The organism is Antarcticibacterium sp. 1MA-6-2 (assembly GCF_021535135.1).
Lineage (GTDB): Bacteria > Bacteroidota > Bacteroidia > Flavobacteriales > Flavobacteriaceae > Gillisia.
On the sequence record NZ_CP091036.1, the window covers coordinates 3,264,037 to 3,281,940 of the forward strand.

Below are 17,904 nucleotides of genomic sequence, written 5' to 3' on the forward strand. Positions count from 1 at the left end.
AAGATTTAGAATTTTATGGCCAAAAGAAACCAGACCTTAGGGGAATTTATAATTGAAAATCAGGCTGACTTTGCCTACTCTTCGGGAGAACTCTCACGATTGATCAATTCTATACGATTAGCTGCCAAAGTGGTAAATCACGAAGTAAACAAAGCAGGGCTTGTAGATATAATTGGTGCCCACGGTGAGACCAACATTCAGGGGGAAGATCAGCAAAAGCTGGACGTAATGGCTAATGAAACTTTTATTCAAACTCTTACGAACCGGGAAATAGTTTGTGGGATTGCTTCCGAAGAAAATGACAGTTTCATAACCATTTCCGGTCAAAAGGGAGATCATAAAAACAAGTATGTGGTCTTAATGGATCCCCTGGACGGGAGTTCAAATATTGACGTTAATGTCTCTGTAGGTACTATTTTTTCTATTTATCGCCGGGTAACGCCAATTGGCACTCCTGTTCAACTGGAGGATTTTCTGCAGGCGGGAAACAACCAGGTAGCAGCGGGTTATATTATTTACGGTACTTCCACAATGCTGGTTTACACAACAGGAAATGGAGTTAATGGCTTTACACTCAATCCCGCCCTTGGTTCCTGGTATTTATCGCACCCGGATATGAAATTTCCTGAGGTGGGAAATATATATTCCATTAACGAGGGTAATTACGTTCATTTTCCCCAGGGGGTGAAAGACTATATTAAATATTGCCAGGAGGAAAAGGAGGACTTAGCCGTATACTTCCAGATATATTGGATCCATGGTAAGCGATATCCACCGGAATATGATTAAAGGAGGAATTTTTATTTATCCAAAAAGTTCCACCGCTACAAATGGAAAACTAAGACTTCTGTACGAATGCAATCCAATGGCTTTTATCGTAGAACAGGCAGGTGGAAAAGCATCGAATGGTTTTTCCAGAATTCTGGAAATGAAACCCGATGAGCTTCATCAACGTGTTCCTTTCTTCTGCGGAAGTACCACAATGGTAGAAAAAGCTGAAGAATTTATGGCGAAGTATGAGGAGTAATTATTTTTTGTTCACCAGGTATTTATAATCATCAAAACTTAACTGCCCCTGAAATATCTGAAGAGACCTGTTAATTACAGCTTCTGCAGATTCTGAAGAAAATCCCAGTCCTATTGCATACCTTTTAATTAGATCTTTCTCCTCATTATCAATATCATGATCAGAGAAAACTATTACAAAAAGATCGTGTAGTCTTTCCAGGCGCCTTTCAGAAGAATTAGTGGGGTGAATAGGAAAGGCTTTTGGATTTTCAAGTACCCTTGTATATTCATCTTCACTAATATCAAGTTTACGCGCAAACCGTTCAAGAACCTTTTGCTCATGTTCATTTATCTCACCATCAATTGTGGCCATATTAACTATTGATGCAAAGTGTCCTAAGTTGCGTAAATGCTCTCCCGAGCCAAAAAGATCTGAAAATGACATGTTTCTAATTTTATAGTACAAATATATAATGCTGACTGGAAAAAAATGAGATTTTCCCGCTAAAATCCCAATGTTGCATTCGCTAATCTTTTCTTAATCCCTTTAGTGCCTTAAGCGAAATCCCTAACTTCATCTAACAAATTAGAACAAAATGACCCCTCCTTTACTGGCATTTAATGAAAAAGGAATTTACTGTGATCGGGCTAAGGTATACCTGGATCCATGGAAACCTGTAGAAAATGCTATTATTTCCCATGGCCATGCCGATCATTCCCGCTGGGGTCACAAAAAATATATTACCCACCATTCTAACGTTCCAATTATCAAGCACCGTCTGGGGGATATCCAGGTGGCAGGAAAAGAGTGGAATGAAAGTTTTACTATTAATGGAGTGAAATTTTCCTTACATCCTGCGGGGCATATTATTGGTTCTTCACAAATTAGAGTTGAGTATAAAGGGGAAGTATGGGTTTTTACCGGGGATTATAAAATGGAAGATGATGGAGTGGCAGTTCCATATGAGCTAGGTAAAATGTCATTCGTTTATTACTGAATGCACTTTTGGTTTACCTGCCTTTAAATGGCTGCCACAGCAACAGGTGATGACCGAAATAAACGAATGGTGGCAGGAAAACAAAGATGACGGCCGCACTTCTATTCTTTTTGGCTACACTCTGGGGAAAGCCCAGCGTCTGCTTAAACATTTGGATCCATCTATTGGAAAGATCTATACCCATGGTGCGGTAGAAAATATGACCGAAGTCCTAAGGCCGTTAATGGATTTTCCGGAAACTATTCGGGTCACCAGAGATACTACAAAGGAAGAATTGAAAGGCAGTATGGTTCTAGCTCCACCCAGTGCTCATGGTACGCCGTGGTTGCGAAAAATGGTGCCTTATGTAACAGCTTCGGCCAGTGGCTGGATGACCTTTCGGGGTGCGCGGCGCAGGAGAGCTATTGATAAAGGGTTTGTTCTCAGCGATCATTGTGATTGGCAGGGACTGCTAAAAGCCATCAAAGAAACAGGATGCGAAAAGGTAATCTGCACCCATGGGTACACAGATATTTTTTCAAAATACCTTTGTGAGCAGGGAATTGATGCACGTACAGAGGAAACCCAATACGAAGGAGAACTGGGTGAAATGGAAGCAAGAGCTGAGAGTACGGGAGAAGTAGTTCCTGATGAGGAAAGTGCTTCTATAAAAATAAAAAGTCCGAAGTAATTCCGCTTTAATCTTCGGAAGAAGCATACTACTAATGGAAAACCTCGAAAAAGATAACAATCAAAAAAAACCCCAAACCGCGGGAATGGCTGCTTTTGCAGAATTGATCCGGAGCCTGGACAGCACTAATAAAACAAATCTAAAGGTAGAAGCGCTTAGTGAATATTTCAAGGAAGCAACAGATAAAGATAAGGTATGGGCCATTGCCATTTTATCTCACCGCCGTCCGCCGCGACCCGTAAATACTACGCTGCTTCGCCACTGGGCATCAGAACTGGCAAATATTCCGCTTTGGCTGTTTGAGGATTCTTACCATATCGTGGGAGATTTGGCTGAAACAATCGCACTTATTATTCCTGTTTCCGAAGCAAATTCAGAAAAAAGCCTGACGCAATTTTGTGAAGAAATACTGGCTCTCAAGTCAAAATCTGAAGAAGATAAAAAAGAATATTTATTTGAGAATTGGACACATTTAAATTACTATGAGCGATTCGTTTTCAGCAAATTAATTACGGGAAGTTTCAGAATAGGAGTGAGTCAGAAATTAATGACGAGGGCACTATCGAAATCGACCGGAATAGAAGAGGATATTCTTGCTTATAAGTTAATGGGGAATTGGGATCCTAATAGCATCAGCTTTAAACAGTTGATCCTGGAAGAAAACGAGGAGGATTACCTTTCCAAGCCATACCCTTTCTATTTGGCTTACGCTATTGAAGATGACGTTACTGCTCTTGGAGACGTGAAGGACTGGGCTGCAGAACATAAATGGGATGGCATTAGATCCCAGGTTATCATTCGCAATGATGAACTTTTTGTGTGGAGTCGTGGAGAAGAACTGGTGACAGATAAATATCCGGAATTTGATGTTTTTAAGTTTGCTATTCCCAATGGAACTGTGATAGACGGGGAGATACTTCCATTTATAGAAGGAGAAATAGGGACCTTCAACGATCTGCAAACCAGGATTGGCCGTAAGAATATTTCAAAAGCTTTGCTAAATAAAACTCCGGTTATTTTAAAAGCCTACGATATTTTGGAATGGGATGGAAAGGATATTCGGGATAGGGCTTATGCTGAAAGAAGGGATATTCTAAAAAAGCTTTATTCTGAAGTTGCTGCAGAAGGTTTTCCGCTACACATTTCTGAAACTATTTCCTTCAACAGCTGGGATAAAGTTGCAGGAAGAAAGAGACCGGGCGAGAGAAGAAAGGTCTGAAGGTCTAATGCTGAAAAAACTTGATTCCCCTTACCTGGTGGGCAGGAAGAAAGGAGACTGGTGGAAGTGGAAAGTTGCTCCACTCACTATTGATGCTGTCCTAACGTATGCAATGCGCGGCCACGGAAGGAGAAGCAATCTATTTACAGACTACACATTTGGATTATGGGATGAGGAGAAGAAAGAACTGGTGACCTTCGCAAAAGCCTACAGCGGACTCACAGATGAAGAATTCAGAAAGGTTGATGCCTGGATCAAAAAGAACACTCTTGAAAGATTTGGTCCTGTGAGGAGTGTAGTTCCACACCATGTTTTTGAAATAGCCTTTGAAGGAATAGCAGAATCCGGAAGACATAAAAGTGGAGTAGCAACAAGGTTTCCACGAATTTTGAGGTGGAGGAAGGACAAAAAGATTGAAGACGCCAATACTCTGGAAGATTTAAAGACATTGATTAAAGTGCCGGGAGCTTGAGGTTTACCACCCCGGCCTGCGGTCACCCCTCCTTAAAATAAGGAGGGGAGCTTTTTACTCAGTTTTTATGGATTACATTGAAAAGGGCTCCTTCCCTTTTTTTAAGGGAAGGTGGATTAATCGGTAGATAAACGTGATTATTGTAAGATTAACAACACCGATTAAGACGGAAGGGTTTCCTGATATATTCCAATATTTCTAAATATGTGGTGATAAGATGTACTATAGCTTAAAATGAAAGAACCTATACACAATAAAAAGAACTTAAAACCTTTTAGAAAAGAACTCCGGAAAGAAATGACTTCGGCTGAGGCATTTTTATGGAAAGAACTTCAGCACCAAAAACTGGAAGGAAGAAAATTCAGGCGGCAACACAGTATCAAAAGTTTTATTGTAGATTTTTACTGTCCTATGGAAAGATTAATAATTGAACTTGATGGACAGGTGCATCTAAATGCTTTAGCAGAGGAAAAAGACAGGAGAAGAGAAAAGGAGCTGGAGGCAATGGGATTTACTGTGCTGAGGTTTGAAAACAAGATGGTATTTGAAAATTTGGATTCGGTTTTGATGGAGATAACGAATATTTTTAGGGAGAAGGATAATGAATGATCTTGGCTTGGGTAAGTGAGATAAATTGTAAAAGTTAACCACCCCGGCCTGCGGCCACCCCTCCTTAAAAAAAGGAGGGGAGCTTCTTCCTCTGTTTTAATAGATTATATTAAAAAGGGCTCCTTCCCTTTTTTTAAGGGAAGGTGGATTAATCGGGAGATAAGCGTTTTCAGTTCAGGATTAACAACACAAATTAAGACGGAAGGGTTGAGGCTTTGGCGGAAGATTTTAGAGATAAAATTATGATTGTAACACTGAACCACCCTGGCCTGCGGCCACCCCTTCTTAAAATAAGGAGGGGAGCTTTTGATTCTCTTGCTATGAATTAAATTAAAAAGGGCTCCTTCCCTTTTTTTAAGGGAAGGTGGATTAATCGGTAGATAAGCGTTTTCAGTGCAGGATTATCAAACCGATTAAGACGGAAGGGTTAAAAAAGATTTTTGGATAGATTTAATTGCCAATTATAAAACGCTAATTTCAGTAAATAAACGAAGAAATAAAAACATCCCCGGAACACTGACCCACCCCGGCATAGGCCACCCCTCCTTAAAACAAGGAGGGGAACTTTTGAAAAATTAAATGAACCAAAAAGAACTTTTAAAACTTGCACATAATTGGTTTAAGAACCAATCCTGGAAACCCTTTGCTTTTCAAAAACAGACCTGGGAGGCATTTTTAAAAGGAAAAAACGGATTACTTAACGCTCCTACCGGAAGCGGAAAAACTTATGCACTCTGGATCCCCATCGTGCTGGATTACATCAGGAAGAATCCCGATTATAAAACTAAAAAGCCTAAAGGATTAAAAGCGGTTTGGATTACTCCGTTGCGGGCACTTTCTGTGGAAATTGAACAGGCCGCTTCCCGGTTTGCAGAAGAAATGGGTACAGAGCTTACTGTTGGCATCAGGTCGGGAGATACTTCCCAAAAAGAAAGAGCTGCTCAAAAGAAACAAATGCCAGATCTTTTGATCACCACTCCCGAAAGTCTGCAGCTTCTTCTTGCTGCTAAAGACTATGACAAAACTTTTAAAAATTTAAATGCTATTGTTATTGATGAATGGCATGAACTGTTGGGGACAAAACGCGGGGTACAGGTGGAGCTGGGGCTGTCGAGGCTTAAAACTGTTTCTAAGGATCTGAAGATTTGGGGAATTTCTGCTACAATAGGAAATCTGCAGGAGGCACGGGAAGTATTATTAGGTCCTGATTCAGAAGCTTTTTTCAATTCAGAATTAATTAGAGCAGATATTAAAAAGAAGATCACGGTTAGATCAATTATTCCGGAGAAGATGGAAAGATTTCCGTGGCGGGGTCATTTAGGAATGCATTTAATTGATGAGGTTGTACCGATAATCCGTAATTCCAGAACTACCCTGTTGTTCACCAATACCCGCTCCCAATGTGAAATTTGGTTTCAGAAGCTTATTAATAATTATCCGGAGTTTGCGGGAGAACTGGCGATGCACCACGGGAGTATTAATAAGGAAACCCGTCTTTGGGTGGAGCACGCGATAAGAGATGAAACCTTAAAAGCTGTGGTGTGTACTTCCAGTCTTGATTTGGGAGTCGATTTTGCCCCTGTTGAAACAATTATTCAGATTGGTGGGCCGAAAGGAGTGGCCCGTTTTATCCAGCGCGCCGGGAGGAGCGGCCATCAACCAGGCAAGGAGAGTGTGATCTATTTTCTGCCGACTCATGCCATTGAATTAATAGAAGCTTCGGCTTTGCAAAAGGCGGTTACGGAAACCGTGGTGGAAGACAGAATTCCGTACTTGTTGAGTTTTGATGTTCTGGTTCAATATCTCACAACCCTGGCTGTGTCTAACGGATTTTTTCCGGCAGAAATTTATCCGGAGGTGAAATCCACCTTCTGTTACCGCGATATTTCCGAAGATCAATGGCGATGGATCCTCAACTTTATAACCAAAGGTAGCCAGAGTCTGCAGGCTTACGACGAGTATAAAAAAGTAGAAATTGAAGAAGATGGCAGGTTTAAAGTAAATGATCGTGGGGTAGCGATGAGGCACAGGTTACAAATTGGTACTATTGTGAGTGATGCTATGTTGAGTGTGAAATATCTTGCTTAGGTGGTTATATTGGTACTATAGAAGAATGGTTCATATCGAAATTAAATCCCGGGGATTCCTTCACCTTTGCTTAAGTAAAACTTTAGAGCTGATAAAGATCAAACACATGCAGGTGCTGGTGAGGAAATCTCCGAAAAAAATGCAAAAGTTCCCAGCTGGATGGGTGGCAGGATGACCTTTTCTGCTCAAATGAGTGAACTGTTGAGAAAGGAAATGTACGAAGCAAAAGCATCGGTCGATAGCGGGTTGGTTACAGACTGGAAGAAATCTCCGGAGTTAGTTGCCCTAAGACCTATTTTGGAGCGTCAACAAAAGGAATCAATAGTCCCGGGGAAAGACGAATTTTTGATTGAAACATTTAAAACCCGGGAAGGATACCACGCATTGTTTTATCCTTTTGAAGGTTAGCTGGTGCACGAGGCGCTGGCAAGTCTTTTTGCTTACAGGATAAGTCTGCTTACTCCCATTTCTTTCAGTTTGGCCTTTAACGATTACGGATTCGAACTGTTGAGCGACCAGGAATTTGATATGCAGCAGGTGCTGGATAATGATTTGTTTACTTCAGCTTACCTGATGGATGACCTTCAGAAAAGTTTGAATTCCACAGAGATGGCAAGAAGGAAGTTTAGGGATATTGCTGTTATTGCAGGACTTGTTTTTACCGGATATCCAAATAAATTGATCAAAACAAAACATCTACAGTCCAATTCCCAATTGCTTTTCAGTGTATTCAGGGATTATGAGCCGGATAATCTTTTATTTCTTCAGGCTTACAGAGAAACGTTTGAACATCAACTGGAGGAAGGAAGGCTTAGGTTGGCGCTGGAAAGAATAGCACATCAAACTATAAAATGGATGCCTTGTAAAAAGCCAACCCCATTTGCTTTTCCAATTATTACCGACAGGTTGAGAGATAAATTATCTTCAGAAAAACTGGAAGATCGCATTAAACGTATGCTGGAACAATTGGAAAAAGATTAGATTTGCAGAGTGACGGAAAAGCTGCAAATTAATGGTCAAAATTTCTCCCTGCACCCGAGCGGAGCCATGTTCTGGGAAGAGCAGGAGGCGCTGCTTATAAGTGATGTGCACCTGGGGAAGATCTCACATTTCAGGAAATTTGGCAGTGCTGTTCCACAAAAAGCCATTGCCGAAAATTTTAGAAGACTTACTGCAGCTGTTGAATATTTTAATCCGGTGAACCTGCTGTTTATGGGAGATTTGTTCCACAGTTCCCTCAATGCAGAATGGGATCTCTTTGCCGCGTGGATTGAAGAACAATCTGCGAAAGTTATTTTGATAGCAGGAAATCACGATATAATTTCAGAAAATAAATACGAGCAGTTAGGAATTAAAATTTATTCTGAAATTTCACTTAATGGAATTTTGCTTACCCATCACCCTGAAATAAGGGAAGAGCATTTCAACATCTGCGGTCATTTACATCCCGGTTTTAAGTTAAGAGGACGGGGCAGGCAATCTCTCGGGCTACCTTGTTTCCATAAAATGGACAGGCAACTTATTATGCCTGCTTTTGGAGAATTTACTGGTAATTTCTGGATATCTCCTGCGGCCGATGATCAAATCTTTGCGATAACTAAAAAGGAAGTTATCCTGGTCTCTTAAATTATAAATATTCCATAATCTTCTGCAGTAAAGCAACTCTCCTTGTTATCTTTTTTTAACTTGTTGTGCAGCGGCAATTATTACATTTTGCTGCTGAAAATTTTAATAGTTCAAAAGCAAAAGTTTTATGGGTTATCTGCCAATTGAGAATTATGGAATAATTGGAGACTTAAATACAGTCGCGTTAATTGGCCTTAACGGTTCTATAGATTTTATGTGTTTTCCTAATTTTGATTCGCCCAGTATATTCGCTGCACTTCTGGATGATGAAAAGGGTGGCAGGTTTAAAATTTGTCCTGAGTTTAAAGAAATGAAGACAAAACAGCTGTACCTGCCTGATACCAATGTTTTGCTCACCCGGTGTCTTTCTCCTGAAGGGGTTGGAGAAATAACTGATTTTATGCTTAGAGAGGAGCTTTACGATGGCAAGGAAATTATAAGAAGGGTTACCACTATAAGGGGGGAAGTACCTTATAAAATGAAATGCTCACCCAGGTTCAACTACGGTAGAAGCAAATTTTCTGTTGAAAGAATTTCGGAAGTTGAAGTAATTTTTCGAAGTGAAGGAGACGACAAAACTGCACTACGCCTTATGAGTTCTGTTCCGCTAAAAGTGGAGGGAGAAGATGTTACGGCAGAATTCACACTCAAGCCTACAGAAATTGCCGATTTCCTGCTTGAGGAGGTAAAGAACGAGTATCCTTCTGAAAGGGATTTTAAAGGATTCGTCACCCAAAGCCTGTTTGATACAGTAAATTACTGGAAAGACTGGATTGCGCAGTCAAATTATACAGGTAGATGGAGAGATATGGTAAACCGCTCTTCCCTTGTTCTCAAGTTACTTACCAGTCATAAATATGGATCTATTGTAGCAGCTCCCACCTTTAGTCTTCCCGAAAGTATTGGTGGCGGAAGGAATTTTGACTACCGCTACACCTGGATAAGAGATGCCTCATTTTCAATTTATGCACTGATACGTCTGGGTTATACCAAGGAAGCGGGAGCTTTTATGAATTGGGTAGAAAAATTGTGTGAGGATATAAAGGGACAGAACCGCCTGGGGATCATGTATTCTATAGACGGAAAAAAGAAACTGGAAGAATGGGAACTTGAGAATTTTGAAGGTTATAAAGAATCCTCTCCCGTAAGAGTTGGGAATGAGGCATACGGCCAGCTACAGTTAGATATTTACGGAGAGTTAATGGATTCTGTATACCTGTACAACAAATACGGAAATCCTATTTCTTATGATTTTTGGAAAAACCTGGAGAAGCAAATTGACTGGCTGAGTGAAAACTGGAAACAGCCTGACGAAGGAATTTGGGAAGTCCGGGGTGGCAGAAAGAATTTTTTATATTCAAGGCTGTTATGCTGGGTGGCTTTTGACAGAGCTATTAAAATTTGTGAAGCAAGATCTTTCCCGCTCAATGAAAAATGGCGGAAAGAGCGGGATATTATTTTCAACAGCATTTTTTCTGAATTCTGGGATAAAGAAAAGAAGTCTTTTATGCAATATCCCGGATCTGACACTGTAGATGCATCTACTTTGCTGATGCCGCTGGTGAGATTTATAAGTCCAACCGATCCGCGATGGCTTTCTACTTTAGACAGAATAGAGGACGAACTGGTCTCTGACTCTCTAGTCTACAGGTATAGACCCGGAAAAGCTGCAGCCGATGGTTTTGTAAGTCACGAAGGGACTTTTTCTATGTGTAGCTTTTGGTATGTGGAATGTTTGTCCCGGGCAGGACAACTTGAGAAAGCAAGATTCTACTTTGAAAAAATGATGGGTTATGCTAATCACGTAGGTCTATATGCTGAACAATTAGGTTTCCAGGGAGAGCATCTGGGGAATTTTCCACAGGCATTTACGCATTTGGGATTAATAAGTGCTGCGTATAACCTGGATCAACAATTGAACGACAGCCGAAATAAAGATGTAAATTATTAATTATGAAAGCCATTTCTTTAGTACCGGGTACGACCAATATTTCTCTTGATGAAGTAGCAGAACCTATAATTACACGTCCAGACGAAATTAAAATGCAGGTGATAAGAGTAGGAATTTGTGGGACGGACAGAGAAGAAGCGAGTGGTGGCAGGGCCGATCCTCCTGCAGGTAAAGAAGAACTCATCATAGGCCATGAAATGTTTGGGCAGGTGATTGAAGTAGGTGCCGGGATTTCTTCAGTAAAAAAAGGAGATTACGGCGTTTTTACAGTAAGGCGTGGTTGTGGAAAATGTAAAGCCTGTACAAACAACCGCAGTGACATGTGCTTTACCGGAGACTATACTGAAAGAGGAATAAAGGCAGCTGACGGTTTTCAGTCTCAATTTGTTGTGGATACTGAAGAATACTTCATTCCTGTTCCCGAAGAAATAAAGGAGCTGGGAGTTTTGACAGAACCCATGTCTGTGGCTTCTAAAGCCATAGACGAGGCAATGATCGTGCAGGGAGCGAGATTCAAAGACTTCGAAAATCCTTCGGAATGGTTCAAAGGAAAAAAAGCTTTAGTAGCCGGAATAGGAGCTATTGGTATTTTAGCTGCTTTTGCATTAAGATTACGAGGTGCAGAAGTTTACGGAATGGACATAGTTGACAGGACAACATTAAGGCCGCAGGTGCTGGAGCAAATCGGCGGGAAGTATGTTGATGGAAGGGAAGTACAGGTAACAGATCTTGATGATTACCTGGGAGATATGGATTTTGTTTTTGAAGCCGTGGGTTATGCAGAGTTGCAAATTGAATTAATTGATGCCCTTGGAGTTAATGGTATTTATGTTGCCACGGGAATTCCGGCTGGGAATCGTCCTATTACTCTGGATGGTGCAGATCTCATGAGGCAACTGGTGCTAAAGAATCAGATTGTTTTAGGAAGCGTGAATGCAAGTATAGATCATTATAAAATGGCGGTACAAGATATACATACCTGTCACAAAATATGGCCGGAGGCTATCAGCAGAATAATTACTGAACGTGTTCCCTATACAGATTTTGATAAAGCCTTACATCATCATTCAGTAGATGAAATCAAAGTTGTAGTAGAGTGGACTTGAAGTAGAGCTATGCAATAGCCAGCACTAATTTGCTGATGCAGATTTAATAACACAAATTCGGTAGCGCGGATTCGTTAGCGCGGATTTGTAATCCGTGCAGTACTTCAGCAATTCAATAAAAAGAAGTATTTTAGTTAACCAACCAAAATTTCTTCCGATGACACGAAATCTTTCGGTGTTAAATCTGCTTTCGGTAATTTTAATGATAATCGTGAGCTACTACTCACAGGCAATTCGGTTAAACAATAACACTATAGGGGGAGTAAGTGACTATTACGAGAACCTCTTCACTCCTGCAGGATATGCTTTTAGTATCTGGGGCTTAATTTATGTGGCATTGTTGGTCTACTGTATCTTCCAGCTTAACCGTGTCTTCGTAAGTGAAAAAGAGACAGATTTTATTCTTCAAACGGGACCCTGGTTTATTATTGCCAATATTGCCAATGCAGCCTGGGTAGTGGCGTGGCTGTATGAAAACACGTTTTTATCGGTAATCCTTATGTTCATCATTCTGGGAAGTTTGATCAAGATCATACTCAATACTAACATGGAAAGATGGGATGCTCCTCCCAAAATTATTGCCTTTACCTGGTGGCCAATTTGTTTTTATTCCGGCTGGATCACCGTTGCGGCTGTAGCAAATGTTTCTGCGCACCTTACCAATATAGGATGGAGACAGTGGTTCCTGAGTGAACAACAATGGATGATAATTATGCTGGTGGTGACTGTAATTATTAACCTGCTCATTGTCTACAGGAGAAACATGCGAGAGTTTGCCCTGGTAGGAATCTGGGCGCTTGTGGCAATTTATGTGCGGCAGATTAACGATAATCCCGGAGTGGCTTATACGGCACTTGCAGGCGGAATAATTATTTTTTCTTACGTGAGTTACCACGGCTATGTGAACAGGAAATCCAACCCTATGTTTCAATTGGTGGCGGGGGAGAATAATGAGGCTGACTAATAAGAAGCTCTCTTTCAATTAGAAATTGCGGATTGACAATGGCAGTTGAAGTTGGCTAGGATTGCAAATCCGGGCCAACAAGTCTTCATATAACAATAAAAGCGCGGTGATAGCGCAGAGATAGCGCGGATTTGCAATCCGTGCTATATATTGCTGAACATCGTACTACACCATACTTTTCATATCGTTCCCCCAGCTAGGATATGCAAAAATCATATTTTTGAGTTCTTCCATGGTCACTTTTCCTGCCATAGCAATTGAAAACATATTGATCACTTCCCCGGCTTCAGGACCTAAAAGATGTGCTCCCAGAATTTGGCTAAGTTTTTACATCTGTTATTGTTTTGTAAGCATAATAGTTTTCATTGATTCGTTTTGCATTGAACCACTCTCCGGCTTCTTTATACTCTACTCTTACTTCAAAACCTTTTTCTTTGCAGCTGCTTCAGAAAGTCCTATGGAAGCAAGATTTGGTAAGGTAAATACCACCGAAGGCTGGGGCGGGTATTTTATTTTCTCAAAGCCCTTCTCCTTTAAAACATTTTTTGCCACCACTGCAGACTCATAAGAAGATAACGGGGTGAGCGGCAATCCTTCACTGTCAGAAACATCTCCGCAGGACAATACATTTTTGTTGCTTACACTCTGCAGAAATTCATTTACCACTATTCCTTTTTTGCTGAATTTCACGTTTCCTTTTTCGAGATCCAGGTCTTCTATGGAAGGTACTCTGCCGCTGGTATTAAAGATCAATTCAGCGGTTGCTGTAATATCTTTCTCGTTTTGTTTTGCGGTTACCCGGAAATTTTTCTGCAGTTTCTCAATTTTTTCGACTTCAGCATTAAAAATAAATTTTACCCCGATTTCTTCTGAAGCTTTCTGTAGAAGCCCCACCAAATCTTCATCAAAATTTGAAAGAGGTCTTGGTGCCAGGTCCATTACAGTGACTTTTACTCCCATTCTGGCGGCAATATGAGCGAATTCCATTCCTATGTATCCTGATCCAATAAAAAGCATGGAAGCGGGTAATTTTGGCAGATTTAAAAAGTCTTCACTTTTTAATGCATATTTTTTCTCCTGCTATATTGAGTGGTCGCGCTACCTGTCCCGTAGCAATCACTATTTTTTTCGCTGTAACCGTTTTCCCTTCTACAGAGAGAGTGTTTTCATCCAGGAAGCGAGGAGATTGATGATAAAGTTCAATTCCTTTTTCTAGGAGATCTTTCTCCGTTGCGGCGGGAACAGCATTTACAAAAGTTTCCTTGAAGGTCATCAGGTCTTCCCAGCTGGTTTCCGGCAGGGCAGCTATTCCCTTTCCCTGCATTTTTCTTGCACGGTCTAATATTTCTGTGAGTCCCAATAAAACTTTTTTAGGATCACAGCCGCGGTTAGGGCAGGTGCCGCCATACTCGCGGTTATCGGCTATTGCTACTTTTAACCCTTTATCGGCACTGGATTTTGCCACAGTTTTACTTACTGTGCCTGTCCCAATTACGAAAACATCGTATTCTTTAAATTTTGCCATTTCCTAGTATAGACCAACAAATTACAGAAAAAAGGCAGGCTTACAGGATAGGATTAGGAATAATATAACCTTTCGGGTAGGAGGTGCTGCTCTGGAAAATTCTGTTTTTATTGGGTTTAGAAGCCTCGGAAGAAGATAATTACAAATTAATATTAATGTTTTGTGAAGCAAAGCAGCAGCGTTTATCTTTGCGTTAATGAGTAAATCTATTATCGCCCAAAATTTTGCACGGTCTCTGCAACAGCAGAAACTGCAAAAATCTATTGCCGCTTCTCAAGATTCCAAAACAAATATTCACCTGAGAGGCCTTGTTGGCTCTGCACTTTCCTTTGTTGTTGCTAATGCTTTTGAAGAAGCCGATGCTCCTTTTTTACTGATCTTTAATGATAAAGAAGAAGCAGCCTATTACCTGAATGATCTTGAACAATTAATTGGAGAGAAAAACGTGCTTTTCTACCCCGGAAGTTATCGTCGGCCTTACCAGATCGAGGAAACTGATAATGCTAATGTTCTTCTTCGGGCAGAGGTTTTAAACCGGATCAACTCCAGGAAAAAGCTAAGCTCTAATAGTTACTTATCCCGATGCTCTTTTTGAAAAAGTAGTAACCCGTAAGGAACTTGAAAAAAGCACCCTTAAAATTGCTTTAAATGACAATCTTTCTATAGATTTTGTCAACGAAGTTCTTTTTGAGTACAAATTTAAAAGAGTAGATTTTGTAACTGAACCCGGAGAGTTTTCGGTGCGAGGCGGTATTATAGATGTGTTTTCCTTTAGTAACGATGAACCTTATAGGATAGAATTTTTTGGGGATGAAGTAGACAGCATCAGGAGTTTTGATGTGGAGACGCAACTTTCTACAGAGCAGGTAAAGAAAATCTCCATTATGCCCAATGTGGAGAACAAAAGACTGGATGAAACGAGAGAAAGTTTCTTAAAATATGTGTCCTCCAATACGGTGGTATTCGTAAAGAATATGGATCTGCTTTCTGCTCAAATGGATAAGCTTTTTGAAAAAGCAATAGAGGCTTTTGAAAAACTTCCTTCGGAAGTAAAGCACGGTAAACCGGAAGAGCTTTTTTGTAATGCAGATACTTTTCAGAAGCAACTTAAAGATTTTGCGCTGGTAGAACTGGGGAATCAGAATATCCTTCAGGGCGGCGGTACCAAACGAAAAACCACAGGCGATGATTTTCAGGATGATGCAGTCATTTCCTTTGATACAAAACCACAACCTTCCTTTAATAAGCAATTTGATCTTCTAATTGATAACCTGATCGAGAATCAGGAAGCCTGGCTTTAAGAATTTTATCTTTTGTGTAAGCGAACAACAGGCAAAACGTTTCCACGACATCTTCGATGATCAGGACCGGGAGGTAAAATACCAAACTGTGGTACTCTCGATGTACCAGGGTTTCATTGATGATGCCGCTAAAATGGTTTGTTATACAGATCATCAGATCTTTGAACGTTACCACAAATTCCAGCTTAAGAACGGCTATGCCAAGAAACAGGCAATCACACTCAAAGAGCTTACAAATCTTGAAGTAGGGGATTATGTAACCCATATCGACCACGGAATCGGAAAATTTGGAGGACTTCAGAAAATAGATGTGGAAGGGAAGATGCAGGAGGCGATAAAACTGATCTATGGAGAACGCGATATTCTATACCTGAGCATTCACTCGCTGCACAAAATTTCGAAATACAACGGAAAGGACGGGAAACCTCCTAAAATTTATAAACTTGGCAGCAACGCCTGGAAGAATTTAAAGCAGAAGACCAAAGCGAGAGTAAAGCACATTGCTTACAACCTTATAGAACTTTACGCGAAGAGAAGACTGCAAAAAGGATTTGCTTTTGGACCTGATTCCTATCTGCAGCACGAGCTGGAAGCTTCTTTCATTTATGAAGATACTCCGGATCAGTCAACAGCAACTGAAGCTGTAAAACTGGATATGGAAAACGAGCGGCCAATGGATAGGCTGGTGTGTGGGGATGTTGGCTTCGGAAAGACAGAAGTTGCAATTCGCGCTGCTTTTAAAGCCGTAGACAATGGAAAACAAGTGGCGGTGTTAGTGCCCACAACAATACTTGCTTTTCAGCATCATAAAACATTTACAGAAAGGCTGAAAGATTTTCCTGTTACTGTAGATTATCTTAATCGTTTCCGGACTGCAAAAGAGCGAAAAGATACGCTGGAGGATCTTGAGAAAGGGAAAGTAGATATTATTATTGGTACTCACCAGCTGGTAAATAAAGCGGTGAAATTTAAAGATCTGGGTCTTTTAGTTGTTGATGAGGAGCAAAAATTCGGAGTAGCGGTAAAAGACAAGCTGAAAACCATAAAAGAAAATGTGGATACTCTTACGCTTACTGCGACACCAATTCCGCGTACGTTGCAGTTCAGTTTAATGGCTGCGAGAGATCTTTCTACCATTACCACTCCGCCGCCAAACAGGTATCCAATTGAAAGTCATGTTATTCGGTTTTCTGAAGAAACCATTCGTGATGCTGTGATGTATGAGATTCAGCGTGGAGGTCAGGTGTTCTTTATTCACAACCGGATTGAAAATATAAAAGAAGTCGCGGGAATGGTGCAGCGTTTGGTTCCTGATGCTAAAGTTGCTGTAGGACACGGACAAATGGAAGGAAAAAAGCTGGAGAAACTGATGCTTTCCTTTATGAACGGAGAGTTTGATGTGCTGATTTCTACAACAATTATCGAGAGCGGACTCGATGTCACCAATGCCAATACGATCTTTATTAATAACGCCAATAACTTCGGATTATCAGATCTTCACCAGATGCGTGGTCGTGTAGGCCGAAGCAATAAAAAAGCCTTCTGCTACTTTATTACTCCCCCGTATTCTGCTATGACCGATGATGCGCGTAAGCGTATCACCGCTCTTGAACAATTCAGCGAACTGGGCAGCGGATTTAATATTGCGATGAAGGATCTTGAGATCCGCGGTGCAGGAGATCTTTTGGGTGGAGAACAAAGCGGATTTATCAACGAAATAGGTTTTGATACATATCAGAAAATTTTAAATGAAGCCATTGAAGAGCTAAAGGAAAACGAGTTCAAAGATCTTTATGCAGAAAATGAGGATGTGGAAGGAAAAGTCTTTGTAAAAGACACTCAAATTGATACAGATTTCGAGTTGCTGTTCCCGGATGATTACATCAACAATATTTCTGAAAGATTAAATCTCTATACAGAATTAAACGGAATTCAAACCGAAGAGGAACTTCAGAAATTTGAAGGAAGACTGGTAGACAGGTTTGGGGAATTACCAACCCAGGCTGTGGACTTGCTGAACAGCGTGCGTATAAAATGGATAGCTTCCAAAAATCGGACTTGAAAAGGTAGTGCTGAAGCAGGGAAAATTAATAGGTTATTTCATTGCAGATCAGCAATCGAATTTCTATCAAACCAGTGCATTCTCGAAAGTACTGCAATATGTGCAAACCCATTCCCACTCCTGCACCATGAAAGAGAAGAAAACCCGTGCCGGGTTGAGGTTGTTGCTTACATTTGAAAAGATAACTTCTGTGGAGAGGGCTTTAAAAGTATTGGAGCCGTTAAAAGTTCCTGCGCAACCAAAGGAGGAATTAACGAAGTAGGAAAAAGCCCTCGCAAGTTTTCTATTGTTGAGGGCTTTATCCC

At 40.7% G+C, this 17,904-nt stretch carries 7 protein-coding genes and 6 pseudogenes; 10 read left to right on the forward strand and 3 right to left on the reverse strand.

The window, feature by feature from the left end; all coding sequences use genetic code 11:
* The first annotated feature begins 15 nt into the window (after nucleotides 1–15).
* Nucleotides 16–1,027: pseudogene (gene fbp / locus LZ575_RS16695) on the forward strand (class 1 fructose-bisphosphatase).
* On the opposite strand, the gene LZ575_RS16700 reads toward fbp, so the two are convergent.
* Nucleotides 1,028–1,453: a TerB family tellurite resistance protein gene (locus LZ575_RS16700; protein WP_235325802.1), complete on the reverse strand. Its 426-nt coding sequence runs from the start codon at nucleotides 1,451–1,453 to the stop codon at nucleotides 1,028–1,030. It lies immediately after the preceding pseudogene.
* Between the two features lie 151 nt (nucleotides 1,454–1,604).
* On the opposite strand from LZ575_RS16700, the pseudogene LZ575_RS16705 reads away from it, so the two are divergent.
* The 8 genes and pseudogenes from LZ575_RS16705 (at nucleotide 1,605) to LZ575_RS16740 (ending at nucleotide 12,711) form a co-directional block, all read left to right on the forward strand.
* Nucleotides 1,605–2,676: pseudogene (locus tag LZ575_RS16705) on the forward strand (ligase-associated DNA damage response exonuclease).
* A gap of 85 nt (nucleotides 2,677–2,761) precedes the next feature.
* A pseudogene (locus tag LZ575_RS16710) lies at nucleotides 2,762–4,367 on the forward strand (ATP-dependent DNA ligase).
* A 234-nt stretch (nucleotides 4,368–4,601) separates the two neighbouring features.
* Nucleotides 4,602–4,976, forward strand: coding sequence for an endonuclease domain-containing protein (locus LZ575_RS16715; protein WP_235325804.1), 375 nt, complete (start codon nucleotides 4,602–4,604; stop codon nucleotides 4,974–4,976).
* 579 nt (nucleotides 4,977–5,555) lie between these two features.
* Nucleotides 5,556–8,045 (forward strand): annotated as a pseudogene (locus LZ575_RS16720) (ligase-associated DNA damage response DEXH box helicase).
* 9 nt (nucleotides 8,046–8,054) lie between these two features.
* Nucleotides 8,055–8,690 (forward strand): ligase-associated DNA damage response endonuclease PdeM, encoded by a 636-nt coding sequence (pdeM, locus tag LZ575_RS16725; protein WP_235325806.1) that lies wholly within the window; start codon nucleotides 8,055–8,057, stop codon nucleotides 8,688–8,690.
* A 127-nt stretch (nucleotides 8,691–8,817) separates the two neighbouring features.
* Nucleotides 8,818–10,641 (forward strand): glycoside hydrolase family 15 protein, encoded by a 1,824-nt coding sequence (locus LZ575_RS16730; RefSeq protein WP_235325808.1) that lies wholly within the window; start codon nucleotides 8,818–8,820, stop codon nucleotides 10,639–10,641.
* A gap of 2 nt (nucleotides 10,642–10,643) precedes the next feature.
* Complete coding sequence (locus LZ575_RS16735) at nucleotides 10,644–11,747, forward strand: glucose 1-dehydrogenase (RefSeq protein ID WP_235325810.1); 1,104 nt, start codon at nucleotides 10,644–10,646, stop codon at nucleotides 11,745–11,747.
* A gap of 157 nt (nucleotides 11,748–11,904) precedes the next feature.
* The gene (locus LZ575_RS16740; protein ID WP_235325812.1) at nucleotides 11,905–12,711 is read left to right on the forward strand and encodes a tryptophan-rich sensory protein; all 807 of its coding nucleotides are present in this window, start codon (nucleotides 11,905–11,907) and stop codon (nucleotides 12,709–12,711) included.
* A gap of 165 nt (nucleotides 12,712–12,876) precedes the next feature.
* Here the strand turns inward: LZ575_RS16740 and LZ575_RS23925 are convergent, their stop codons facing one another.
* Together LZ575_RS23925 and LZ575_RS24350 are read right to left on the reverse strand one after the other, a co-directional pair.
* A complete protein-coding gene (locus LZ575_RS23925; RefSeq protein WP_311195835.1) occupies nucleotides 12,877–12,978 on the reverse strand; it encodes a hypothetical protein in 102 nt (33 codons plus the stop codon).
* A gap of 147 nt (nucleotides 12,979–13,125) precedes the next feature.
* Nucleotides 13,126–14,236: pseudogene (locus LZ575_RS24350) on the reverse strand (dihydrolipoyl dehydrogenase family protein).
* A 196-nt stretch (nucleotides 14,237–14,432) separates the two neighbouring features.
* Between LZ575_RS24350 and mfd the strand changes: the two are divergent.
* A pseudogene (mfd, locus tag LZ575_RS16750) lies at nucleotides 14,433–17,861 on the forward strand (transcription-repair coupling factor).
* Nucleotides 17,862–17,904: the final 43 nt, after the last annotated feature.

Bases quoted from the DNA above. Each gene is read 5' to 3' on its own strand.
- LZ575_RS23925 (WP_311195835.1), bottom strand. From the start codon at position 12,978: ATGTTTTCAATTGCTATGGCAGGAAAAGTGACCATGGAAGAACTCAAA.
- LZ575_RS16740 (WP_235325812.1), top strand. From the start codon at position 11,905: ATGACACGAAATCTTTCGGTGTTAAATCTGCTTTCGGTAATTTTAATG.
- LZ575_RS16730 (WP_235325808.1), top strand. From the start codon at position 8,818: ATGGGTTATCTGCCAATTGAGAATTATGGAATAATTGGAGACTTAAAT.
- LZ575_RS16715 (WP_235325804.1), top strand. From the start codon at position 4,602: ATGAAAGAACCTATACACAATAAAAAGAACTTAAAACCTTTTAGAAAA.
- LZ575_RS16735 (WP_235325810.1), top strand. From the start codon at position 10,644: ATGAAAGCCATTTCTTTAGTACCGGGTACGACCAATATTTCTCTTGAT.
- LZ575_RS16700 (WP_235325802.1), bottom strand. From the start codon at position 1,453: ATGTCATTTTCAGATCTTTTTGGCTCGGGAGAGCATTTACGCAACTTA.